Annotated in this window: 23 protein-coding genes and 1 tRNA gene; 15 read left to right on the top strand and 9 right to left on the bottom strand. The window is 66.3% G+C overall.

Features of this window, described 5'->3' with window-relative positions; genetic code table 11:
* Positions 1–31: 31 nt before the first annotated feature.
* From ACF8ME_RS27465 to ACF8ME_RS27455, 3 genes are all read left to right on the top strand, one after another.
* Complete coding sequence (locus ACF8ME_RS27465) at positions 32–625, top strand: cytochrome b (protein WP_016452500.1); 594 nt, start codon at positions 32–34, stop codon at positions 623–625.
* Between the two features lie 92 nt (positions 626–717).
* Positions 718–1,290, top strand: coding sequence for a YceI family protein (locus tag ACF8ME_RS27460; RefSeq protein WP_016448944.1), 573 nt, complete (start codon positions 718–720; stop codon positions 1,288–1,290).
* 69 nt (positions 1,291–1,359) lie between these two features.
* Entirely contained in the window at positions 1,360–1,938 is a 579-nt protein-coding gene (locus ACF8ME_RS27455) for a YceI family protein (protein ID WP_392419070.1), read from the top strand.
* A gap of 64 nt (positions 1,939–2,002) precedes the next feature.
* Here ACF8ME_RS27455 and ACF8ME_RS27450 read toward each other — a convergent pair whose 3' ends face one another.
* The gene (locus tag ACF8ME_RS27450; RefSeq protein ID WP_392419068.1) at positions 2,003–3,508 is read right to left on the bottom strand and encodes a PLP-dependent aminotransferase family protein; all 1,506 of its coding nucleotides are present in this window, start codon (positions 3,506–3,508) and stop codon (positions 2,003–2,005) included.
* A gap of 100 nt (positions 3,509–3,608) precedes the next feature.
* On the opposite strand from ACF8ME_RS27450, the gene ACF8ME_RS27445 reads away from it, so the two are divergent.
* The 3 genes from ACF8ME_RS27445 to ACF8ME_RS27435 are packed head-to-tail and all read left to right on the top strand — an operon-like array spanning position 3,609 to position 5,048.
* Positions 3,609–4,238: an FMN-binding negative transcriptional regulator gene (locus ACF8ME_RS27445; protein WP_392419066.1), complete on the top strand. Its 630-nt coding sequence runs from the start codon at positions 3,609–3,611 to the stop codon at positions 4,236–4,238.
* 34 nt (positions 4,239–4,272) lie between these two features.
* Positions 4,273–4,620: an antibiotic biosynthesis monooxygenase family protein gene (locus tag ACF8ME_RS27440; protein WP_392419065.1), complete on the top strand. Its 348-nt coding sequence runs from the start codon at positions 4,273–4,275 to the stop codon at positions 4,618–4,620.
* Between the two features lie 20 nt (positions 4,621–4,640).
* A complete protein-coding gene (locus ACF8ME_RS27435) occupies positions 4,641–5,048 on the top strand; it encodes a DUF2809 domain-containing protein (RefSeq protein WP_392419064.1) in 408 nt (135 codons plus the stop codon).
* Between the two features lie 15 nt (positions 5,049–5,063).
* Here the strand turns inward: ACF8ME_RS27435 and ACF8ME_RS27430 are convergent, their stop codons facing one another.
* From ACF8ME_RS27430 to ACF8ME_RS27420, 3 genes are read right to left on the bottom strand one after another with little or no spacing between them, the layout of a single operon-like run.
* Positions 5,064–5,417, bottom strand: coding sequence for a hypothetical protein (locus ACF8ME_RS27430; protein ID WP_392419063.1), 354 nt, complete (start codon positions 5,415–5,417; stop codon positions 5,064–5,066).
* A gap of 19 nt (positions 5,418–5,436) precedes the next feature.
* Entirely contained in the window at positions 5,437–5,685 is a 249-nt protein-coding gene (locus ACF8ME_RS27425) for a DUF1272 domain-containing protein (protein ID WP_012204142.1), read from the bottom strand.
* Between the two features lie 38 nt (positions 5,686–5,723).
* Positions 5,724–6,617 (bottom strand): cation diffusion facilitator family transporter, encoded by an 894-nt coding sequence (locus ACF8ME_RS27420; RefSeq protein WP_392419061.1) that lies wholly within the window; start codon positions 6,615–6,617, stop codon positions 5,724–5,726.
* Positions 6,618–6,862: 245 nt separating this feature from the next.
* Here ACF8ME_RS27420 and ACF8ME_RS27415 point away from each other — a divergent pair, with 245 nt between their 5' ends.
* From ACF8ME_RS27415 to galU, 3 genes are all read left to right on the top strand, one after another.
* A complete protein-coding gene (locus ACF8ME_RS27415) occupies positions 6,863–7,492 on the top strand; it encodes a VOC family protein (RefSeq protein ID WP_012204140.1) in 630 nt (209 codons plus the stop codon).
* A 146-nt stretch (positions 7,493–7,638) separates the two neighbouring features.
* Entirely contained in the window at positions 7,639–10,551 is a 2,913-nt protein-coding gene (locus ACF8ME_RS27410; RefSeq protein WP_017407072.1) for a valine--tRNA ligase, read from the top strand.
* Positions 10,552–10,789: 238 nt separating this feature from the next.
* Complete coding sequence (gene galU / locus ACF8ME_RS27405) at positions 10,790–11,677, top strand: UTP--glucose-1-phosphate uridylyltransferase GalU (RefSeq protein WP_252653067.1); 888 nt, start codon at positions 10,790–10,792, stop codon at positions 11,675–11,677.
* A gap of 85 nt (positions 11,678–11,762) precedes the next feature.
* On the opposite strand, the gene ACF8ME_RS27400 is transcribed toward galU, so the two are convergent.
* The 3 genes from ACF8ME_RS27400 to cysM form a co-directional block, all read right to left on the bottom strand.
* The gene (locus ACF8ME_RS27400) at positions 11,763–11,990 is read right to left on the bottom strand and encodes a sulfurtransferase TusA family protein (protein WP_012204137.1); all 228 of its coding nucleotides are present in this window, start codon (positions 11,988–11,990) and stop codon (positions 11,763–11,765) included.
* A 26-nt stretch (positions 11,991–12,016) separates the two neighbouring features.
* Entirely contained in the window at positions 12,017–12,619 is a 603-nt protein-coding gene (locus tag ACF8ME_RS27395) for an NUDIX domain-containing protein (RefSeq protein WP_016452506.1), read from the bottom strand.
* A gap of 77 nt (positions 12,620–12,696) precedes the next feature.
* Positions 12,697–13,602 (bottom strand): cysteine synthase CysM, encoded by a 906-nt coding sequence (gene cysM, locus ACF8ME_RS27390; protein WP_017407070.1) that lies wholly within the window; start codon positions 13,600–13,602, stop codon positions 12,697–12,699.
* A 39-nt stretch (positions 13,603–13,641) separates the two neighbouring features.
* Between cysM and ACF8ME_RS27385 the strand changes: the two genes are divergently transcribed.
* A tRNA-Leu gene (locus ACF8ME_RS27385) sits at positions 13,642–13,726 on the top strand.
* 638 nt (positions 13,727–14,364) lie between these two features.
* Here the strand turns inward: ACF8ME_RS27385 and ACF8ME_RS27380 are convergent.
* Complete coding sequence (locus tag ACF8ME_RS27380; RefSeq protein ID WP_016452574.1) at positions 14,365–14,586, bottom strand: hypothetical protein; 222 nt, start codon at positions 14,584–14,586, stop codon at positions 14,365–14,367.
* A 252-nt stretch (positions 14,587–14,838) separates the two neighbouring features.
* On the opposite strand from ACF8ME_RS27380, the gene ACF8ME_RS27375 reads away from it, so the two are divergent.
* Entirely contained in the window at positions 14,839–15,216 is a 378-nt protein-coding gene (locus ACF8ME_RS27375; protein WP_017407068.1) for a CidA/LrgA family protein, read from the top strand.
* A complete protein-coding gene (locus ACF8ME_RS27370; RefSeq protein WP_016448958.1) occupies positions 15,213–15,959 on the top strand; it encodes an LrgB family protein in 747 nt (248 codons plus the stop codon). The genes ACF8ME_RS27375 and ACF8ME_RS27370 overlap by 4 nt, the downstream gene beginning before the upstream one ends.
* Before the next feature lie 120 nt (positions 15,960–16,079).
* On the opposite strand, the gene ACF8ME_RS27365 is transcribed toward ACF8ME_RS27370, so the two are convergent.
* Entirely contained in the window at positions 16,080–17,027 is a 948-nt protein-coding gene (locus ACF8ME_RS27365) for a LysR substrate-binding domain-containing protein (protein WP_012204131.1), read from the bottom strand.
* A gap of 229 nt (positions 17,028–17,256) precedes the next feature.
* On the opposite strand from ACF8ME_RS27365, the gene ACF8ME_RS27360 reads away from it, so the two are divergent.
* The 3 genes from ACF8ME_RS27360 (at position 17,257) to ACF8ME_RS27350 (ending at position 21,005) form a co-directional block, all read left to right on the top strand.
* Positions 17,257–18,453, top strand: coding sequence for an acyl-CoA dehydrogenase (locus ACF8ME_RS27360; protein WP_392419059.1), 1,197 nt, complete (start codon positions 17,257–17,259; stop codon positions 18,451–18,453).
* Between the two features lie 188 nt (positions 18,454–18,641).
* The gene (locus tag ACF8ME_RS27355) at positions 18,642–19,889 is read left to right on the top strand and encodes a CaiB/BaiF CoA transferase family protein (protein WP_392419057.1); all 1,248 of its coding nucleotides are present in this window, start codon (positions 18,642–18,644) and stop codon (positions 19,887–19,889) included.
* 141 nt (positions 19,890–20,030) lie between these two features.
* Positions 20,031–21,005 (top strand): tripartite tricarboxylate transporter substrate binding protein BugE, encoded by a 975-nt coding sequence (locus ACF8ME_RS27350; RefSeq protein ID WP_016452578.1) that lies wholly within the window; start codon positions 20,031–20,033, stop codon positions 21,003–21,005.
* The last annotated feature ends 103 nt before the right edge of the window (positions 21,006–21,108 follow it).

Genomic DNA, 21,108 nt, shown 5'->3' with positions numbered 1-21,108 from the left:
CCCTGAACGGTTCCAAAGCCTGCCGCCATCCATGACAGAGTCCTCAGCCCGCGCCAACGCGCCAGCAAAATCCTCCTCCAAAGCCACGCGCTACAACGGCGTGGCCATGGCTGCCCACTGGCTGCTGGCCCTGGGCCTGATCGCCGCCCTGGCCCTGGGCTGGTACATGACAGGCCTGCCGTTCTCGCCCTCGCGCCTGAAGCTCTACAACTGGCACAAGTGGCTGGGCGTCACGCTGTTGACGCTGAGCCTGCTGCGCCTGGTCTGGCGCATCACCCATCGCCCGCCCGAGCTGCCCGCCGCCGTGGCCCGCGCCATGCCCCAATGGCAGCACTGGGCCCACAACGGCACCCACCACGCCATGTACCTGCTGTTCTTTGCCGTGCCCCTGCTGGGCTGGGCCTACAGCTCGGCGGCCGGCTTTCCCATCGTCTTCCTCGGCGTGCTGCCCCTGCCCGACTTCGTGAGCGCAAGCCCCGAGCTGGCCGAAACCCTCAAGCCCCTGCACGGCTGGGCGGCCTGGGCCCTGGTCGCGCTGATCGCCATGCATGTGGGCGCCGCCCTCAAGCACCAGTTCATCGACCGCGACGGCCTCATCTCCCGCATGCTGCCGGGCCGCGCCTGAGTTTTCTCCCCCAGCCAGGGCCTGCGCACCGCGCTGCGCGCGCCCCAGCCATCCCCGATCGAATGTTTCCCGACCCCCAAAGGAGTCCTGCCATGCGCTTTTCCGCCACGCTGACCACCATTGCCCTGGCCGCTGCGGCCCTGACCTCCCAGGCGGCCCTGGCCGAGCAAAAGCTCGTTCCCGCCCAGAGCGCCGTGAACTTCACGGCCAAGCAGATGGGCGTGCCCCTGCAGGGCCACTTCAAGAAATTCGACGCCCAGGTCCAGTTCGACACGGCCAAGCCCGACACCAGCAAGATCCGCTTCACCGTGGACACCGGCAGCGCCACCATGGGCGCCAAGGAAACCGATGCCGAGCTGCCCAAGGCCGATTGGTTCAATGTCGCCAAATTCCCCCAGGCCGTCTTCGACTCCACCGCCGTCAAGGCGCTGGGCGGCGGCAAGTACCAGGTGGACGGCAAGCTCAGCATCAAGGGCCAGGTCCAGAACGTGAGCATTCCCGTGCAACTGGCACAGTCCGGCACCACGACCACGGCCACCGGCACGCTGCCGCTCAAGCGCCTGCAGTTCAAGATCGGCGAAGGCGAATGGGGCGATACCTCCATGGTGGCCGACGAGGTCCAGGTGCAATTCAAGCTGGCCCTGACCGGCGTGGGCAAGCTGTAAGCGGCACTCTTGCCCAGGATTGGCCGTTTTCTTTTCCGTTTCGTGCAACCCCAACCTAGGAGTTCTTTCATGCGCACTTCCGTGTTTGCCCTGGCCATTGCCGGCCTGTTCGCCACCGCTGCCCAGGCGGCTCCCGCAACCTACGCCATCGACCCGACGCACACCTTCGCCACGTTCGAGATCGACCACAACGGCGCCTCGACCAACCGCGTGCGCTTCGATAAGAAGAGCGGCACCGTGGAATTCGACCGTGACGCCAAGGCCGGCAAGGTCGAAGTCGTGCTGAAAATGGACTCGCTGAGCTCGGGCACCGCCGCCTTCGACAAGCACCTCAAGAGCGCCGACATCTTCAACGTGGCCAAGTTCCCCCAGGCCAAGTTCGTCTCCGACAAGTTCGTCTTCGACGGCGACAAGCTCAAGGAAGTCACCGGCCAGCTGACCATCCTGGACAAGACCCAGCCCGTGACCATCAAGGCCAACAAGTTCACCTGCTACCCCAACGCCATGCTGCAAAAGCGCGAGACCTGCGGCGGCGACTTCGAGGCCGTGATCGACCGCACCGCCTTCGGCGTGAACTACGGCGTGGACTACGGCTTCCCCAAGCAAGTGCGCCTGGTGATGTCCATCGAAGCGGTCAAGCAGCAGTAAGACCGCGCTGGGCAAAGCGCCTTTAGGGGCGTCGGCACCCAAGGCCCGTGAACCGGCACCCCGGTCACGGGCTTTTTTGCGTTGCGGATTGGGTCTGCCACTGACTGACCACGCCCGCCAGCCTGCGCACCCCTTGCTCGATGGCCTGCGGCTGCAGGCTCGCATAACCCAGGACCAGCCCGGCGCAGGACTGGCGGCGATGGGCATCACCGGCCGCATAGAGCGGCGAGATGGGGCGAACGCCCACGCCGCGCTCTCGCGCCAACCGCACCAGGGCAATCTCATCGCGCTGATGCACGGCAGGCACCCAGGCCACCACATGCAGGCCGGAGGCCGAGCCTTCGACCTGCACCGCGCCCGGCAGGTGCCGCTCCAGCGCCTGCAGCAATGCCGCCCGCCGGCCTTCGTTGCGACGGCGGGCAGCGCGCACATGGCGCTCGTAGCTGCCGTCGTCGATCAGCGCGGCCAGCACCAGCTGGTCCAGGCGCGGCGCATGCCGGTCGGCCAGCCGCCGGGCTTCCCGGAACACGGGCACCAGGGACGGCGGCAGCACCAGGTAGCCCATGCGCATCTGCGGGGACAAGGCCTTGGAGAAGGTGCCGACATGGATGACGCAACCCACCTCGTCAATGGACTGCAGGGCGTCGATGGGGCGCAGCCCGTAGCGGAACTCGCCGTCGTAGTCGTCTTCCAGAATCCAGGCACCCGTGGCGCGCGCCCAGGCCAGCAGCTGCTGCCTGCGGCCTATGGGCAGCACGCCGCCCAGCGGAAACTGGTGCGAGGGCGTGACATAGGCCAGACGCGCCTGGCGCCCGGCCAGCGCCGAGGTATCCAGGCCCTGTTCATCGACGGCCATTTCCTGCAGGCATGCGCCCTGGGCCTCGAACACGCGGCGCGCCATCAGGTAGCAGGGCTCTTCCATCAGCACGGTCTCGCCCGGATCGACCAGCACGCGCGCGCACAGGTCGATGGCCTGCTGCGAGCCCTGCACCACCACGATCTGATCGGCCGAACAGACAAGCCCCCGCGCCCTTCGCAGATAGCCTTGCAGCGCCATGCGCAGCGCCGGCTCGCCTTCGGGCGCGTCGTAGGACAGGGAAGACTGGCGCTGCACGATGGCGCGGTTGTAGGCACGCCGCCAGGCCAGCGTGGGAAAGTCATCAAAGGCAAGGGCGCCGTACAGAAAGTCGATCACGGCAGGCCCTTCATCCCCGGCGCGAGCGGGCTGGGCCTGCGCCAGCGCATCCACGCGCCGTCCATAGGAAGACAGGCGGGATCGGCAATCCTGCGCCGCAGCCGCAATGCGGGGCGCGCGGCTGCGCTGCTCCGCGCCAGCTGCCACGCGCGCCCGGGCGCCCTTTGCAGTCTCCAGATAGCCCTCGGCCGCAAGCTGCTCGTAGGCCGCCGTGACGGTGGTGCGCGACACACCCAGGTCCAGCGCCAGCGCGCGGGTGGAAGGCAGGCGCGCGCCCACGGCCAGGCTGCCGTCGGCCATCTGGGATTTCAGCCATTCGTGGATGCGGCGGGCGCTGGGCGCAGCCCCGGTATCCGCGGCGAAATGGGACTTCAACTGGTCTTCCAAAAAATCACGAAACTGGATTTTTCATTGTGCCAGGGATGGTGGATAGTCCTGTTTCCCCCGATGCCGGTCCACCGTTGCACCAAGCTCCATGTACACGCCCGCCCATTTCTCCCTCACCGATTCCGACAGCCTGCACGGCCTGATCCGCAGCTACCCCCTGGGCACGCTCGTCACCCAGGCCAACGGCGTGCTGGACGCCAACCACCTGCCGTTCCTGCTGGATGCGGCCCCAGGGGAGATGGGCACGCTGAGCGCCCATGTGGCCCGCGCCAATCCCATCTGGCAGCAGTGCCGCGACGGCGCCGAGGTGCTGGTCATCCTCCGTGGTGCCGAAGGCTATATCTCGCCCAGCTGGTATCCAAGCAAGCACGAGACGCACCGCCTGGTGCCCACCTGGAACTACGAGGCCGTGCATGTGCACGGGCAAATCAGCATCCATGACGACGAGAGATTCGTGCGCGGCCTGGTCGGCCGGCTCACCCGGGTCCATGAGGCATCGCAGGCCCAGCCCTGGAAGATGTCCGACTCGCCGCGTGAATTCATCGACGGCATGCTGCAGGCCATCGTCGGCCTGCAGATCCGCATCACCCGCCTGGAGGGCAAGGCCAAGCTCAGCCAGAACCGGCAGGCCCGCGACCTGGAAGGCGCCATCGGCGCGCTGCGCGAGCGCGGACAGGAGCCGCTGGCCGGCGCCATGGATGCGGCGCCGCGCATCTAGCGCCAGCCACCCTCACACAGGTTGCCAACCATCGATGTACACCTCCACCTTCACCTTCGCGCCGGGCGCATACGACGCGCAGTTCCATGCCCTTGACGGCCGGATCGCCGAGATCGCCCGCGCCATCCCCGGCTACCTGGGCGAAGAGGCCTGGGAGAACCCCGCCACAGGCCTGGTCTCCAACGTCTACTACTGGCAGACCTGGGAGGCGCTGCAGCAACTGATGCGCCACCCTGCGCACCTCGAAGCCAAGCAGCAGCAGGCGCGCTGGCTCAAGGGCTACCAGGTGGTGATCGCCCAGGTGGTGGGCAGCTACGGCGACGGCGGCATAGCGCACCCGCTGGCCACCGCTGCGCAAGGCACTGCGCACCCGGCTCGCTGACCGGACCCGCTTTTGGCCCGATGATGGCGGCCATGCGATGGCGTTTTGATCCTGTTTCCCTGGTGTGGGCGGTGGCCCTGTTTGTCCTGCTCGTGCTGCTGGCCACCGTCGGCGCACGCTGGGGCTGGGTGCGCAGCTTCTTCGGCGACGTGTTGGCCGTGGCCTGGGTCTATGCCGTGTTCAAGACCGTGATCGCCGCGCGCGTGCTGACGCTGGCATCGGCCGCACTGTGCGTGGGCCTGCTGGTGGAGCTAGGCCAGTTCCTGGCATCGACCTTCCAGTTGCACATTCCCAACCGCGCTTTGCGCATCGTGCTGGGCAGCACGGCCGACTGGTGGGATGTGCTGGCCTATGTGATGGGTTTTGCAGCCGTGCTGGTGGTGGAGGCTGCGTTCCGTGGCCGCAGGCGCCCCGCCTTCACGGCATAAACCCGCAGCGGTCCGCTACGGCTCTGGAACAAGCTCCTCGACAACGGATCCGCAGTGGATTTTCAGCCGCCCATAGTGAGACAGCTGCAAGAACAGATGCTGCGCCCTTGCTGACGAAGGCCTCTTCGTATCCCGCTGCAGCACTTCGCAGCGGTCCAGGCAGTCATCCATCTCTGCGGCTGCGTCGCGCTGGACGTCGGCAAAGTACGCCTGCACGGCAGGAAAGTTGACGATCCGTTCAAGGCGAATGGCTACCCTGGCCTGGGGCCTGTCGAACACGGCATAGAGAAAGAAGCACAGTTCCACGCTCCGGGCCGCCACATCCAGGCGCACCTGCTCCAGCAATCCATCGTGGTACTGGTACTGCAATCGATGGCTCCGCGCCAGATCAGGCCCGTACAGCGCAACCGCCGGCCTTGAGCACCCGCTTCGTCGAGGCCGGATACCGCTCCAGCTTGTCCGCCGGCCGGCGCGGCCTGGCCACCAGCTCGCCACCGCAGTTGGGGCAGGCGCCGTGCAGCACATGATCCGCACAGCCGGCACAGAACGTGCACTCGAAGGTGCAGATGCGAGCCTCGGCAGACTCTGGCGGCAGGTCCTTGTCGCAGCATTCGCAGTTGGGTCGAAGCTCAAGCATCGGTGCACTCCGGGTGTGGTCCATGAAGACTGGGCATCCTAATGGATGTGCTCTGACGGGGAGCGGTCCTCGCTCTCCATCTGCAGCGTCGTATGGTGCAGGTCGAAGCCGGCCTGCAGCCTGTCTTCGATATCGCGACGCACCTGCTCGCCGTCCGCGCCGGGCAGCAGCACCACATGGCCGGTCAGCATGGACTTGCTCTGCGTGACCGCCCACAGGTGGACATCGTGGATCGCTGCCACGCCCGCCGTGCCCGCAATCGTCTCGCGCACTGCCTGCAGGTTCATCCCGGAGGGCACGCCTTCCAGCAGGATATTGATGCACTCGCGCAACAGGGTCCAGGTCCGCGGGAACACCATGAAGCCGATGCCCACGGCCACCGCCGAGTCGATCCACCGCCAGCCCGTCAGCCAGATCAGCGCGGCACCGGCGAGCACGCCGATCGAGCCCAGCATGTCCGCCCATACCTCCAGATACGCGCCTTTCACGTTCAGGCTCTCGTCCTTGCCACCCGACAGCAGGCGCATGGAGAGCAGGTTGATCACCAGGCCCGCGGCCGCCACCGCCATCATGCCCAGGGACTGGATTTCTGCAGGTGCCGACAGCCGGCGGTAGGCCTCATACAGGATGTAGAAGGCCACGCCCAGCAGCACCAGTGCATTGACGGCGGCGGCCAGGATTTCGAAGCGCGCATAGCCGTAGGTGCGCAGCAGGTCGGCTGCCTTGCGGCCGGCGCGTATGGCCACCAGGGCCAGCAGCAGCGCCATCGCATCGGTCAGCATGTGCATGGCGTCGGAGATCAGGGCCAGGCTGCCCGTGACCATGCCGCCGATGATTTCCACCACCATGAAGGTGCCGGTCAATCCGAAGGCAAACCAGAGACGGGATTCCGGCAGGGCGCGCACGTCGCCGTGCTGATGGCTGTCGCTCATGAGGTTCCTTGACTTGAAAACGGTTGTGAACAGAGGGCCGCCGCATCCATGGCGACCATGGCAAGCGGGGGATCGGGCCTCGATGAGAAAGCGTGAAGTGACTTGAAGGTCAAGTGCTGGCGGCAACTCGCACCGCAGGTCGCCCGGACACCGCAGCGCGCATATCCCTGCATCCATCGCAACATTTCATTTAGGTAAATTGATTACGAATAGTAGAATCAAGACATCCACCAAGGAGACATTCGATGAACACAAGCGCCCGTCCCGACCTGTCCACACTGCCACCGCCCGCCGCCGTGCAGCAGCTGCACCACTACGCCTACAAGGCCCGCGATGCCGAGGAGACCCGCCACTTCTACGAGGACATCCTGGGCCTGCCGCTCTACCACATCATCCAGAGCGACTACGTGCCCAGCACGGGCGAGTACTGCCCCTACACGCACTTCTTCTTCCGCCTGAAGGATGGGTCGTTCATCGCCTTCTTCGACATCGGCGACGACGAAAAGGCCCTGCCCTCGCCCAACACGCCGCTGTGGATCAACCACATCGCCTTCCGCGTGGACACCGTCGAGGAACTGGAGAACACCAAGGCCCGCCTGGTGGCGCATGGCATCGAGGTGCTGGGCGTGACCGACCACCACATCTTCAAGAGCATCTATTTCTTCGATCCCAATGGCATCCGCCTGGAGCTGTCGGCCCAGCTGGCCGACGAAGTGCAGATGGCGCGCGAAAGCACCACCGCCCACGCCCGCCTGAACGAGTGGACGGCACGCAAGGAGCAATGGCGCAAGGAACGCGCCGAAGGCAAGGCCGCCCAGCCGCTCAAGCCCCAGAGCAACGACCGGCCCGAGTTCGTCCCCGACGCAGCGGCCTGAATAAGACCCGGCGAACAGGCAGGCGGACGGGGTCGGTAGAATCCCCGTCAAACCGTCATCCATTTCGCATATGCAGACGGCATCCCTTCAACGGATGCCGTTTTCATTTGCCAAACGCCATTCGCACAATTCCCCGCAAGCAAGCCATGAGCGACACCATTGCCCAGCCAGGCCTCGACAGCCTGTCCAAATCGTTTGAACCCGCAGCCATCGAGGCCCAATGGGGCCCCGAATGGGAAAAGCGCGGCTACGGCGCAGCCGGCGTGCGCGGCACGGGCCAGGCAGATGCATCCCAGCCCTCGTTCTCCATCCAGCTGCCGCCGCCCAATGTGACGGGCACGCTGCACATGGGCCATGCGTTCAACCAGACCATCATGGACAGCCTCACGCGCTACCACCGCATGAAGGGCCACAACACGGTCTGGGTGCCCGGCACCGACCACGCGGGCATCGCCACCCAGATCGTGGTGGAGCGCCAGCTGCAGGAGCAGGGCATCGCCAGCCGCCACGACATGGGCGCGACGCCTCCCGAGGCGCGCAAGAACTTCGTCAGCAAGGTCTGGGAGTGGAAGAACCAGAGCGGCAACACCATCACCGGCCAGATGCGCCGCATGGGCGACAGCGTGGACTGGAGCCGCGAGTACTTCACCATGGACGACAAGCTGTCGTCCATCGTCAACGAGACCTTCGTGCGCCTGTACCAGCAGGGCCTGATCTACCGTGGCAAGCGCCTGGTGAACTGGGACCCCAAGCTGATGTCCGCCGTCTCCGACCTCGAGGTCGAGAACGAGGAAAAGGACGGCTCGCTGTGGCACATCGCCTATCCGCTGGCCGACGGCTCGGGCCAGCTCGTGGTGGCCACCACGCGCCCGGAAACCATGCTGGGCGACGCAGCCCTGATGGTGCACCCCGAGGACGAGCGCTACCAGGCGCTGATCGGCAAGACCGTGATCCTGCCCCTGGTGGGCCGCGAGATCCCCATCATTGCCGACGACTACGTGGACCGCGAGTTCGGCACGGGCGTGGTCAAGGTCACGCCCGCGCATGACAACAACGACTACGCCGTGGGCCAGCGCCACGGCCTGCCGATGATCTGCGTGCTGACGCTCACGGCCACCATCAACGACGAGGCGCCCGAGAAGTACCGCGGCATGGACCGCTTCGTGGCGCGCAAGGCCATCGTGGCCGACCTGGACGCGGCCGGCCTGCTGGTCGAGACCAAGAAGCACAAGCTCATGGTGCCCATCTGCACGCGCACGGGCCAGGTGATCGAGCCCATGCTGACCGACCAGTGGTTCGTGGCAATGAACAAGGTCGGCGAAGGCGATGCCACGGGCAAGTCCATCGCGCAGAAGGCCATCGATGCCGTCTCCAGCGGCCAGGTGCAGTTCGTGCCCGAGAACTGGGTCAACACCTACAACCAGTGGATGAACAACATCCAGGACTGGTGCATCTCGCGCCAGCTGTGGTGGGGCCACCAGATTCCCGCCTGGTACGACGAGGACGGCAAGGTCTACGTGGCCCGCACCGAGGAAGAAGCCCAGGCCCAGGCCCCCGGCAAGACGCTCACGCGCGACGAGGACGTGCTGGACACCTGGTACTCCTCGGCCCTGGTGCCGTTCTCCACCATGGGCTGGCCGAACCAGACCGAGGCGGCCGACGATGACTACAACCTCTACCTGCCCAGCTCGGTGCTGGTCACGGGCTACGACATCATCTTCTTCTGGGTCGCCCGGATGATCATGATGACCACGCACTTCACGGGCCGCGTGCCCTTCCGCCATGTCTACATGCATGGCCTGGTGCGTGACGCCCAGGGCAAGAAGATGAGCAAGTCCGAGGGCAACGTGCTCGACCCCGTGGACCTGATCGACGGCATCGACCTGGACACCCTGCTGGACAAGCGCACCCAGGGCCTGCGCCGCCCCGAGACCGCCCCCCAGGTGCGCAAGAATACGCAAAAGGAATTCCCCGAGGGCATTCCCGCCTACGGCGCCGACGCGCTGCGCTTCACCTTCGCGGCCCTGGCCTCGCTGGGCCGCTCCATCAACTTCGACAGCAAGCGCTGCGAGGGCTACCGCAACTTCTGCAACAAGCTGTGGAACGCCAGCCGCTTCGTGCTGATGAACTGCGAAGGCCATGACTGCGGCCTGCTGCCCCACACCAAGGAGCAATGCCAGGCCGGCGGCGAGTTCGCGGGCTACATGCAGTTCAGCCAGCCCGACCGCTGGATCACCTCGCAGCTGCAGAAGGTCGAGGCCGAAGTGGCCAAGGGCTTTGCCGAATTCCGCCTGGACAACGTGGCCAACGCGCTGTACGACTTCGTCTGGAACGAGTTCTGCGATTGGTACCTGGAAATCGCCAAGGTGCAGATCCAGACCGGCAGCGAGGCCCAGCAGCGCGCCACGCGCCGCACGCTGATCCGCACGCTGGAGGCCATCCTGCGCCTGGCCCACCCCATCATCCCGTTCGTGACCGAAGCCCTGTGGCAGAAGGTCGCCCCGGTCGCCGGCCTGCCCGGCGAGTCCGTGGCCGTGGCCCGCTACCCCGAGGCCCAGCCCGAGAAGATCGACGAGGCCGCCATCGCCTACGTGGGCCGCATCAAGCAGATGATCGACGCCTGCCGCACGCTGCGCGGCGAGATGGGCGTGTCGCCCGCACAGCGCCTGCCGCTGCTGGCCGTGGCCAGCTCGGACGACGAGGCGCAGTTCCTGCGCACCAACGCCGCCGTGCTTCAGAACCTGGCCAAGCTCAGCGAAGTCAAGGTGTTCGACGACGAAGCCGCCTGGGCCGAGGCCGCCCAGGCCGCGCCCGTCTGCGTGGTGGGCGAGGCGCGCCTGGCGCTGTTCGTGGAGATCGACGTGGCGGCCGAAAAGGCCCGCCTGTCCAAGGAAGCCGCACGCCTGGAAGGCGAGATCACCAAGGCCAATGCCAAGCTGGGCAACGAGGCCTTCGTGGCCAAGGCGCCCCCGGCCGTCATCGACCAGGAAAAGAAGCGCGTGGCCGACTTCGGCGCAACGCTGATCCGCATCCAGGAACAACTCGCCCGCCTGGGTTGACATGGAATCTCCCCCTGAGCGGCTGTGCCGCTTCCCCCTCTCTCGCTTCGCGGGAGGGGGACGACACCCTCGGCGCGGGGCGGCGCGGCCGGCTCAGGCCCTTCCTCGGTGTCCCTGATCTTGGGCTGCGCCAGTTTCATCGTCCGAGGGCATCAAGTCGCACAATGAAAGCTGAGACACTTAGCGAAGAAGACGCAAAGCCGCACGCTTTTTCCATCACCTGAATCCCAAGATTTTCATGAGTAATCAGACCCGTGTCCGCAAAGCCGTGTTTCCCGTTGCCGGGCTCGGCACGCGCTTTCTGCCCGCCACCAAGGCCTCTCCCAAGGAGATGCTGCCCGTGGTGGACAAGCCGCTGATCCAGTACGCCGTGGAAGAGGCCTACGAGGCCGGCATCCGCGACATGATCTTCGTCACCGGCCGCAGCAAGCGCGCCATCGAGGACCATTTCGACACCGCCTACGAGCTGGAAAACGAGCTGGAGAACGCCGGCAAGCAGGCCATGCTGGAGCTGGTGCGCAGCATCAGCCCCGCCGACATGAACTGCCTGTTCGTGCGCCAGCCGCGCTCCCTGGGCCTGGGCCACGCCGTGCTGTGCGCCGAGCCGCTGGTGGGCAACGAGCCCTTTGCCGTGCTGCTGGCCGACGACCTGATGGTGGGCGAGTCCGGCGGCCCGGGCGTGATGGCCCAGATGACCTCGGCTTTCCAGAAACAGGGCCGCTCCCTGCTGGCCGTGCAGGAAGTGCCGCTGGAGCAGACCAAGCGCTACGGCATCGTGGCTGGCGAGCCGGCTGGCGGCGCGCTGATGCGCATCGAGAAGATCGTCGAAAAGCCCGCGCCCGAGAAGGCGCCCTCGCGCATGGGCGTGGCCGGCCGCTATGTGCTGACACCGGCCATCTTCGAGGAGATCCGCAACCAGCCCAAGGGCGTGGGCGGCGAGATCCAGCTGACCGACGCCATCGAACGCCTGATGGCCCATGAAGCCGTCTACGCCTTCCAGTACCAGGGCAAGCGCTACGACTGCGGCAGCAAGGAAGGCTTTTTGCAGGCCACGGTGGAGCTGGCGCTACAGCATGAGGACGTGGGCGCGAGCTTCCGCGAATACCTGCAGGGCCTGAGCATCTGAGGCCGGGCCCCAGGGCCGCCCCTGCCCCATGCAAAAGGCCTGCGAAAGCAGGCCTTTTTCTTTGGAGCGAGCCGCATGCAGCCGCTCAGCGCCGGCGCAGGATGTGGATGAACTCCGCGCCCACGGTCTGCTGCTCCACCAGTTCATTGCCGGTCTGCTTGGCGAAGGCCTGGAAGTCGCGCAGCGATCCGGTATCCGTGGCCACCACCTTGAGCAACTGGCCGCTGTCCAGTTCGGCCAGCGCCTTCTTGGCCTTGAGAATGGGCAGCGGGCAGTTGAGCCCGCGCGTGTCGATTTCCTTGTGAATTTCCATCGGATGCACCTCTTGAGCCTGGGATTCTAGGCGGCATCGCGGCTGAGGCCGGCAGCAGTGTCTTGATCGGCGCGACTCGCTTCAGCCTCCTGGGCCTGCTCGGCACGCTTCCAGAAGTCACGGATCACAGGATCATGCCCCCGGCTGCGCAGCCACTTGGCCAGCGCCATGCCCGTGCCCGAAGGCCAGGCCTGGACTTTCTCGGGCTCCAGCAGGCGGTATTCCAGCAGCTCGGGCGACAGCCGGACCTGGCCGCTGGCGCGCACATGGAAGGCGATGATCACCTGGTTCATGCGCAGGAACTCATGCACGCTGATCAGCTCCAGCGACTCGGCCTTCAGGCCGGTTTCCTCCGCCACCTCGCGCGCCACGCCCTCCTCGGGCGACTCGCCGGCCTCCATGAAGCCCGTGATCAGGCCGAAGACCTTCTCGGGCCAGGCCGCATTGCGCGCCAGCAGCACCTTGCCGTCCAGCTCCACGATGGCGGCCAGCACGGGCGTGGGATTGTTCCAGTGCGTCCAGCCGCACTCGGGGCAGCGCAGGCGCGATACATCGCCGCCGTCCTCGGCCTGGATCACCCACTGCAGGGGGGTAGCGCAGTGCGTGCAATAGCGGGTTTCATAGTGCATGGGGCTGTTCCTGGTTTTTTGCTGTCCTGGCTCAATGCAAACAGGAAGGCCCGCCGGAAGGCGGGCCTATCGCTGTATCAGGCGGGGAAGACGCCCGTGGACAGATAGCGGTCGCCGCGGTCGCAGACCACGAAGACGATGGTGGCGTTGTTCTCGCGCTCGGCAATCTGCTGGGCCACCCAGCAGGCGCCCGCCGCCGAGATGCCGGCAAAGATGCCTTCCTCGCGCGCCAGGCGGCGCGCCATGTCTTCGGCATCGTCCTGGCCCACGAGCACGGTCTCGTCGATCAGCGAGGCGTCGTAGATCTTGGGCATGTATTCCTCGGGCCACTTGCGGATGCCGGGGATGCGCGAGCCCTCGGCCGGCTGGGCGCCCACGATGCGGATGGCAGGGTTCTTTTCCTTGAGGAACTTCGCCACGCCGGTGATCGTGCCCGTGGTGCCCATGGCGCTCACGAAATGGGTGATCTCGCCGCCGGTCTGCTCCCACAGCTCGGGGCCGGTGGTCTCGTAGTGGATACGCGGGTTGTCGGGATTGCCGAACTGGTCGAGCACCACGCCCTTGCCCTGGGCCACCATCTGGTCGGCCAGGTCGCGCGCGTATTCCATGCCGCCGCTCTTGGGCGTGAGGATCAGCTCGGCGCCATAGGCCTTCATCGTCTGGGCACGCTCGATGGACAGGTCCTCGGGCATGATCAGCACCATCCGGTAGCCCTTGATCGTGGCGGCCATGGCCAGCGCAATGCCGGTATTGCCCGAGGTGGCCTCGATCAGCGTGTCGCCGGGCTTGATGTCGCCGCGCTCTTCGGCGCGGCGGATCATCGACAGGGCCGGCCTGTCCTTGACCGAACCGGCCGGGTTGTTGCCTTCCAGCTTGCCCAGCACCACGTTGCCACGTTCCTGGCGAGACTGCGCACCGATGCGCTGCAATGCCACCAGGGGCGTGCGGCCGATGGCGTCTTCGATGGTCGGATAAATTTTCATAGCCTCACACTGTGCCATAATTCGCCCCTGCGCTAAGTAGCCCGGGTGGTGAAATTGGTAGACGCAGGGGACTCAAAATCCCCCGCCGCAAGGCGTGCCGGTTCGATTCCGGCCCCGGGCACCAGAGATTACGTAGCCGAAAAAGCAGTCCGCTGCTTTTTCGGCTATTTCTTTTCCGGCCGCTGTCTTCACAGTGTCCGCACACCCCTCCTTCCTGCACCAGCCCTTTTCAGCGGCTGCACTGCAATTCAAGGCCTCCAGCCTGACCAGATCCTGCGTCCTCATGCCTTGGGCGGGATAGCCCCTGCGCGCTTTCACCCGCACACCGCCCAACCTGTGCACAACTTTGGCATCAAGCCACCGCCAAGGCGGAAACGGACTGCAATCAGGCGCATGTCCCGCCCGCCCCGAATCGCCCCCACCGCGACCTGCCCCCAAGCCTTGCCCAGTGCGCGAAATCCGGCACCTTCCCTCTGAAAACCGGTATCTGCACCATCGCCATGCAGCCAATTTCCGGCGCGGGCACCAGCCCGGTGCGCCCGCTGCAAAAGCCTGGTGATGCCCATGAAAAAAGCCACCCTGGGGTGGCTTTATTTCTCCACAGAACCCTTGAACAACCCTGTGGATATTCAGTGAACAGCAAGTGAACGAGGCGTCCAAGTGCTTGCATTCACTGGCCGCAAGCTAGGCTGCCTGCAAATCAGGCAGCCCCTGAATCCAAGGGAAAACCCTTGAAACCGGGGTCACCTGCCGCGCCGCGCCTCAGGCATCGGAGCGGCGGATCTGGGCGCGGCCCGCCGCCGTGATGTGCCATTGATGGCTGCTGTCCACTTCGACCAGTCCACGCTCGCGCAGCCTCTTGGACAGATGCTCGCGCGCCGCGCTTTCCAGCGACACGGGCTCGCCCATTTCCAGCTTCTTGAGCACTTCGAGTTCATCCACCGTCGGCTCGTACACGGGTGCGTGATATGTGGTTTCGGCCATCGCTACTCCTTCGCTATTCAAAGTCTCATGCCCCGGCACTGCCCAAGGCATGGGTCCCAACATAGCGTTGGCCGGGACGCCGCGCAATCGGTGTCCGCACCTTTTTTCGCGATGTGGGCGATGATGGCACGCTTTGCGGCGGCGTCCCACAGGTGCCGGGGCACTGCCCTGTCCGGGAAACGGGCAGCCCGCTCTCTTGCCGCCGCCCTCTGCTCTCCGCTCTTGCCATCTGCTCCAGGGATTCAGGTTTTCATGTTGTACGCCATCACCGCCTTGTTCGCCTTCCAGTTGCTGGGAGAGGCCATCGTCCAGCTCACGGGGCTGCCGCTTCCGGGAGCGCTTATGGGCACGCTGCTGCTGCTGGCGGCGCTGCTGCTGCACGGCCGCCTGCCCGAGTCGCTGGAGAAGGCCGCCGGCGTGCTGCTGCAGAACATGATGCTGCTGTTCATTCCCGTCATTGCAGGCGTGATGCTGGAGTTCGACCGGCTGTCGCGTGAATGGCAGCCCTTCGTGATCGCCTGCGTGGCCGGTGCAGCCATTACCTTCCTGGCCACGGCCTTCACCTTCCGCTGGTGCCTGGAGCGCCAGCGCGCCCGCGAGGCGGCCGCCAGCCAGGGAGACAAGGCATGAACGCGCTCACCACCCACTGGCACAGCGCCTGGCAGTCGCTGTCCGGCAATGCCTCCACCGCCCACCTGCCCTGGCTGGTGCTGACCATGGCCGTCTACCTGGCGGCCATGGCGCTGTACCGCCGAAGCGGCAACCATCCGCTCCTGATTCCCGTGTTCACGGCCGTCGTCGTCATCGTGGGCGTGCTGCTGGCCACGGGCACCTCCTATGCCAGCTACCGCAGCGGCGTCTCGCTGCTGGGACTGCTGATCGGCCCGGCCACCGTCGCGCTGGCAATTCCGCTGTACGCCCAGCGCGAGCGCATCCGCGCGCTGTGGCTGCCCATCAGCGTGGCGCTGGCCGTGGGCTGCGTGGTGGCGTTGCTGTCGGCACTGCTGATCGGCTGGAGCCTGGGAGCGACGGTGCAGACGCTGGTGGCGCTGGCGCCCAAGTCGGCCACCATTCCCATCGCCCTGCCCATGGCCGAGCGCTTTGGCGGGCCGGCCTCGCTGGCGGCCGTGGCCGTGGCCATCACCGGCATTGCGGGCACGATGATGGCGCCGCTGCTGATCCGCCTGGTGCGCAGCGATGACCCGGCCGTGCAGGGTTTTGCCCTGGGACTTACGGCCCACGCCATCGGCACGGCACGCGCGCTGCAGGTGAATCCGACCATGGGCGCCTTCTCGGCCCTGGCCATGGGCCTGAACGGCGTGGCCACGGCCGTGGTCATGCCGCTGTGCCTGGCCGTGCTGCCCTGGTTTTGAGCGCGATTGCGGGTTTTCCCCAGAGACACCCCCACAAGCCTGTGGACAAGCGCCGCCAGCAGCAAGGATAAGTCAGTTAAGTGACTGTCATCGTTGAACAATCCAAGGCCTGCTTAATTATCAGGCAGGCCGGTGCTCCCTGGCGCGCTGCTGCAGCCATGAAGAGAACACGCGCAGGGCGGGCGCGGGCTGGGCATCGGGCGCCAGGGCCGGGGTGACCAGGTAGTAGGCGCGGTTGCCGCGCAGCGGCTGGGGGCAGGCAATGATGAGGTCGCCGCGCGCCAGCTCCTGCTCGATCAGCATGGGCGGCATCAGCGCCACGCCCAGGCCCTGGCTGGCGGCCACGGCCAGCATGGAGAACAGCTCCAGCCGCATGCCATCCAGCGCGCGCGGCGCGGCCACGCCCATGGCATCGAACCACTGCTGCCAGCCGTAGGGCCGCGTGCTTTGCTGCAGCAGCGGCATCCGGGCCACGATGTCCGCCCCCACAGGCAGCCAGGCCCGGCCCGGCTCGCGCGCCTGGGCCGTGGCCAGCAGTTGCGGGCTGCACACGGGCACCACCTCTTCGTCCATCAGCCATTGCGCCTGCACACCGGGCCAGCGTGCTACCTGCTCGGGCGTGCCTGCATAGAGCGCAGCGTCGAACACGGTATCGGCAAACAGGAAGGGCCGCGTCTGCACATCGATGTGCACGGTGACCTCGGGATGCTCGCGCGCCAGCTGCGGCAGGCGCGGCAGCAGCCAGCGCGTGGCGAAGGTGGGCACGGCCGCCAGGTTGAGCGGGCCTCCCTCGCCCTGGTGGGCCATGATGTCCAGCGTGTCGCGTTCCAGGCCGTGCAGCCAGCGCGAGACCTGCTGGGCGTACTGCGTGCCGGCCTCCGTCAGCAGCACGCCGTGGCGCGTGCGCCGGAACAGCTGCACGCCCAGGAACTCTTCCAACGCAATGATCTGGCGCGATACCGCGCTTTGCGTGAGCGACAGCTCCTGCGCCGCACGCGTGTAGCTGATGTGGCGGGCGGCCGACTCGAAGCAGGCAAGGGCTTGGGTGGATGGCAGGGCTCTACGCATATCTCATGAATTCAATGCACTTCAGAGCCTCACATCATAGGGAATAACCCGCAACAACCCATTCATACATGCGTTTTACGCATTCATGGATGAACAAACATCGTTTGCGCCACGCGCAGGCCCGCTTCTAAGATGCGTCGCAACAACGCTCCATGGCCACAGCCTGCCCGGCTTTGGCATATGGCAGCGACCCGCCCTTGACCTCTTTGTTTTTTGGAGAAACCACGCCATGGCCCGCAACAGCTTCCAATGGGATGACCCCTTCCAGCTCGACCAGCAACTGAGCGAAGACGAGCGCATGATCCGCGACGCGGCCCATGCCTACTGCCAGGAGAAGCTGGCACCCCGCGTGCTGGAAATGTTCCGCCATGAAAAGACCGACGTGAGCATCTTCCGCGAGATGGGCGAGCTGGGCCTGCTGGGCCCCACCATCCCCACGCAGTACGGCGGCGCGGGCCTGAACTATGTCAGCTACGGCCTGGTGGCGCGCGAGATCGAGCGCGTGGACTCGGGCTACCGCTCCATGGCCAGCGTGCAAAGCTCGCTGGTGATGGTGCCCATCAATGAATTCGGCACCGAAGACCAGAAGAACAGGTACCTGCCCAAGCTGGCCAGCGGCGAGTTCATCGGCTGCTTCGGCCTGACCGAACCCGACCACGGCTCCGACCCCGGCAGCATGTCCAGCCGCGCCTACAAGGTGGACGGCGGCTACCGCCTCAAGGGCAACAAGATGTGGATCACCAACAGCCCCGTGGCCGACGTGTTCGTGGTCTGGGCCAAGGAAGTGACCGAGGACGGCCATGTGGGCGAGATCCGCGGCTTCATCCTGGACAAGGGCATGAAGGGCCTGTCGGCCCCGGCCATCCACGGCAAGGTGGGCCTGCGCGCCTCCATCACGGGCGAGATCGTGATGGACGATGTCTTCGTCCCCGAGGAAAACGCCTTCCCCGAGGTGCGCGGCCTCAAGGGCCCCTTCACCTGCCTGAACAGCGCACGCTTCGGCATTGCCTGGGGCGCCCTGGGCGCAGCCGAGTTCTGCTGGCACACGGCGCGCCAGTACACGCTGGACCGCAAGCAGTTCGGCCGCCCCCTGGCCGCCAACCAGCTGGTGCAGAAGAAGCTGGCCGACATGCAGACCGAGATCACCCTGGGCCTGCAGGCCGCGCTGCGCGTGGGCCGCATGAAGGACGAGCACCAGAACGTGATCGAGATCACCTCGCTGATCAAGCGCAACAACTGCGGCAAGTCGCTGGACATTGCCCGCATGGCGCGCGACATGATGGGCGGCAACGGCATCAGCGACGAGTTCGGCGTGGCCCGCCACCTGGTCAACCTGGAAGTGGTCAACACCTACGAAGGCACGCACGATGTGCATGCGCTGATCCTGGGCCGGGCGCAGACTGGCATCGCAGCGTTCTCGAACTGAAGCTCCCCCTGAGCCGCTGCGCGGCTTCCCCCTCTCTACTCGCTGCGCGAGGGAGGGGGACGACACCCTCGCTGCGGGGCGGCCCTTGCTTGGTGTCCCTCGCTTTGGGCCGCGCCCGTTTCACGCGAAGCGGGTGATGCATGACCAAGGGTCAGCCGACGACGGCACGACCGCACTTCTGTCTTTCCATGTTCTCCACATCCTCCGCGCCGGCCGCATTGGCCGGCATCAAGGTGCTTGATCTTTCCCGCGTGCTGGCCGGGCCCTGGTGCACGCAGACGCTGGCCGACCTGGGCGCCGACGTGATCAAGGTCGAGCGGCCCGTGGCCGGCGATGACACGCGCCACTGGGGGCCTCCGTTCCTGCCGCGCGACGATGGGCAGGCCACGCAGGAGGCCAGCTATTTCACGGCCTGCAACCGCAACAAGCGCTCGGTCACCATCGACATGTCCACCCCCGATGGGCAGCAGCTGATTCGCCAGATGGCGGCCGGGGCCGATGTGCTGGTGGAGAACTTCAAGGTCGGTGGCCTGGCGCAGTACGGGCTGGACTACGAAAGCCTCAAGGCGCTCAACCCGCGCCTGGTCTATTGCTCGGTCACGGGTTTCGGCCAGACCGGCCCGTATGCCGAGCGCGCGGGCTACGACCTCATGGTGCAGGCCATGTGCGGGCTGATGAGCATCACCGGCCATGCCGACGAGGCGCCCGGAGGCGGCCCGCTCAAGGTGGGCGTGGCCGTGATCGACGTGTTCACGGGCCTGTATGCCAGCAATGCCATCCTGGCTGCGCTGCATGCGCGCCAGGCCTCGGGCCGGGGCCAGCACATCGACATGGCCCTGCTCGACGTGGGCATGGCCGTGCTGGCCAACCAGGCCGCCGGCTTTCTGGCCACGGGCGAATCGCCGGGCCGCGCCGGCAACATCCACCCCAGCCTGGCGCCCTACCAGGACTTTGCCACGGCCAACGGCAACGTGCTGCTGGCCATTGGCAATGACGGGCAGTTCGCGCGCTTTTGCGCCGCCGTCGGCGAAGCCGGCTGGGCGCAGGACGAGCGCTTTGCCACCAACACCGCGCGCGTGCGCAACCGCCAGGCGCTGCTGGAGCGGATGGTGCCCCTCATGAAGACACGCGGCACGGCCGAATGGATTGCGCTGCTGGAAGACAAGGCCGTGCCCTGCGGCCCCATCAACACCATCGCCCAGGCCTTCGACGACCCGCAGGTGCTTGCACGCGGCATACGCGTCGAGCTGCCGCGCGAGGCCGGCGACGGCATCTCGCGCATCGCCGGCGTGGCCAGCCCCATGCGCCTGAGCGATACCCCGCCCGTGCTGCGCAGCGCACCGCCCTCCCTGGGCCAGCACACCGATGAAGTGCTGGGCGAGCTGGGCATTGCGCCCATGGCCATCCAGGCGCTGCGCTCGCGCGGCGTGGTCTGATCACCTGCGCCAGGCAACACCGACTCCTCCACACCTTTTTCCTCAAGCACCGCCATACGAATGTCTTAAAAAAACCCAGCCTTCCCACCCGTCGGTGCCTCACAACAAACGCTCACAACATCCATTCAAGGAGACAACACCATGACTCACACCACTCGCATCGCGCTCGCCGGCATCCTCGGCGCCCTCGCGCTGTCGGGCGCAGCCCATGCCCAGGGCTACCCTGCCAAACCCATCAAGCTGCTCGTGCCCTTCGCGGCCGGCGGCACCACCGACCTGATCGCGCGCATCGTGGCCGAGCCGCTGGGCCGCGCCCTGGGCCAGCCCGTGGTGGTCGAGAACAAGGGCGGCGGCGGCGGCAGCATCGGCGCGGCCGAGACGGCGCGCTCCCAGCCCGACGGCTACAGCCTGGGCATTGCCACCGTGTCCACCACGGCCACCAACCCGGCGATCAACCCCAAGATCCCGTACAACGTGCTGACCGACTTCACGCCCATCGTGAACATCGCGGCCACGCCCAACATCATTGCGGCCCACCCCAAGTTCGCGGGCAAGAACTACCAGGAGTTCCTGGCCGAGGTGAAGAAGAACCCCGGCAAGTACTCCTACGCCTCGCCCGGCAACGGCAGCATCACCCATCTGATGATGGAGATGTTCAAGCTGTCCACGGGCACCGACATCACCCACGTGCCCTACCGTGGCAGCGGCCCCGCGCTGAACGACGCCGTGGCCGGCCAGGTTCCGCTGATCTTCGACAACCTGCCCTCCGCCCTGGGCTTCGTCAAGGAAAAGCGCCTGGTGCCCATCGTGGTGGCCGCGCCCCAGCGCCTGGCAGCGCTGCCCGATGTGCCCACCTTCAAGGAAGTGGGCCTGGCCCCCGTCAACCGCATGGCCTACTACGGCATCGTCGGCCCCAAGAACCTGCCGCGCGACATCGTGGACAAGGTCAATGCCGCCACGCGCAAGGTGCTGCAGGACCCCGCCATCAAGAAGCGCATCGAGGAAACCGGCTCGCTAATCGTGGCCGACACACCCGAGCATTTCTTTGAAGAGATCAAGGCCGAACTGGCGGTCTACAAGGACGTGGTGCAAAAGCAGAACCTGACGATGGATTGAGCCTGCGCGTCTCCACCGACCATCCCCGCCACGGCGGGGATTTTTACTGGAGGGCTCGAAGGCGGGAGCCGCCAAGCGACATCCCAGCAACCTGCCTGCCTAC

The sequence above is a fragment of the Delftia sp. WSY_7 genome (genome assembly GCF_043104845.1).
Taxonomy (GTDB): domain Bacteria; phylum Pseudomonadota; class Gammaproteobacteria; order Burkholderiales; family Burkholderiaceae_C; genus Comamonas; species Comamonas tsuruhatensis.
Note: the sequence above shows the minus strand (reverse complement) of the source record. Positions and strands in the feature narration are given on the sequence as shown.

Excerpts from the sequence above, each read along its gene's own strand:
- ACF8ME_RS27415 (WP_012204140.1), top strand. The coding sequence starts at position 6,863 with ATGAACACAAGCGCCCGTCCCGACCTGTCCACACTGCCACCGCCCGCC.
- ACF8ME_RS27365 (WP_012204131.1), bottom strand. The coding sequence starts at position 17,027 with ATGCGTAGAGCCCTGCCATCCACCCAAGCCCTTGCCTGCTTCGAGTCG.
- ACF8ME_RS27350 (WP_016452578.1), top strand. The coding sequence starts at position 20,031 with ATGACTCACACCACTCGCATCGCGCTCGCCGGCATCCTCGGCGCCCTC.
- ACF8ME_RS27420 (WP_392419061.1), bottom strand. The coding sequence starts at position 6,617 with ATGAGCGACAGCCATCAGCACGGCGACGTGCGCGCCCTGCCGGAATCC.
- ACF8ME_RS27410 (WP_017407072.1), top strand. The coding sequence starts at position 7,639 with ATGAGCGACACCATTGCCCAGCCAGGCCTCGACAGCCTGTCCAAATCG.
- ACF8ME_RS27375 (WP_017407068.1), top strand. The coding sequence starts at position 14,839 with ATGTTGTACGCCATCACCGCCTTGTTCGCCTTCCAGTTGCTGGGAGAG.
- ACF8ME_RS27395 (WP_016452506.1), bottom strand. The coding sequence starts at position 12,619 with ATGCACTATGAAACCCGCTATTGCACGCACTGCGCTACCCCCCTGCAG.
- ACF8ME_RS27370 (WP_016448958.1), top strand. The coding sequence starts at position 15,213 with ATGAACGCGCTCACCACCCACTGGCACAGCGCCTGGCAGTCGCTGTCC.
- ACF8ME_RS27355 (WP_392419057.1), top strand. The coding sequence starts at position 18,642 with ATGTTCTCCACATCCTCCGCGCCGGCCGCATTGGCCGGCATCAAGGTG.
- ACF8ME_RS27445 (WP_392419066.1), top strand. The coding sequence starts at position 3,609 with ATGTACACGCCCGCCCATTTCTCCCTCACCGATTCCGACAGCCTGCAC.
- ACF8ME_RS27460 (WP_016448944.1), top strand. The coding sequence starts at position 718 with ATGCGCTTTTCCGCCACGCTGACCACCATTGCCCTGGCCGCTGCGGCC.
- ACF8ME_RS27440 (WP_392419065.1), top strand. The coding sequence starts at position 4,273 with ATGTACACCTCCACCTTCACCTTCGCGCCGGGCGCATACGACGCGCAG.
- ACF8ME_RS27465 (WP_016452500.1), top strand. The coding sequence starts at position 32 with ATGACAGAGTCCTCAGCCCGCGCCAACGCGCCAGCAAAATCCTCCTCC.
- cysM (WP_017407070.1), bottom strand. The coding sequence starts at position 13,602 with ATGAAAATTTATCCGACCATCGAAGACGCCATCGGCCGCACGCCCCTG.
- ACF8ME_RS27435 (WP_392419064.1), top strand. The coding sequence starts at position 4,641 with ATGATGGCGGCCATGCGATGGCGTTTTGATCCTGTTTCCCTGGTGTGG.
- ACF8ME_RS27425 (WP_012204142.1), bottom strand. The coding sequence starts at position 5,685 with ATGCTTGAGCTTCGACCCAACTGCGAATGCTGCGACAAGGACCTGCCG.
- ACF8ME_RS27455 (WP_392419070.1), top strand. The coding sequence starts at position 1,360 with ATGCGCACTTCCGTGTTTGCCCTGGCCATTGCCGGCCTGTTCGCCACC.
- ACF8ME_RS27380 (WP_016452574.1), bottom strand. The coding sequence starts at position 14,586 with ATGGCCGAAACCACATATCACGCACCCGTGTACGAGCCGACGGTGGAT.
- ACF8ME_RS27400 (WP_012204137.1), bottom strand. The coding sequence starts at position 11,990 with ATGGAAATTCACAAGGAAATCGACACGCGCGGGCTCAACTGCCCGCTG.
- galU (WP_252653067.1), top strand. The coding sequence starts at position 10,790 with ATGAGTAATCAGACCCGTGTCCGCAAAGCCGTGTTTCCCGTTGCCGGG.
- ACF8ME_RS27360 (WP_392419059.1), top strand. The coding sequence starts at position 17,257 with ATGGCCCGCAACAGCTTCCAATGGGATGACCCCTTCCAGCTCGACCAG.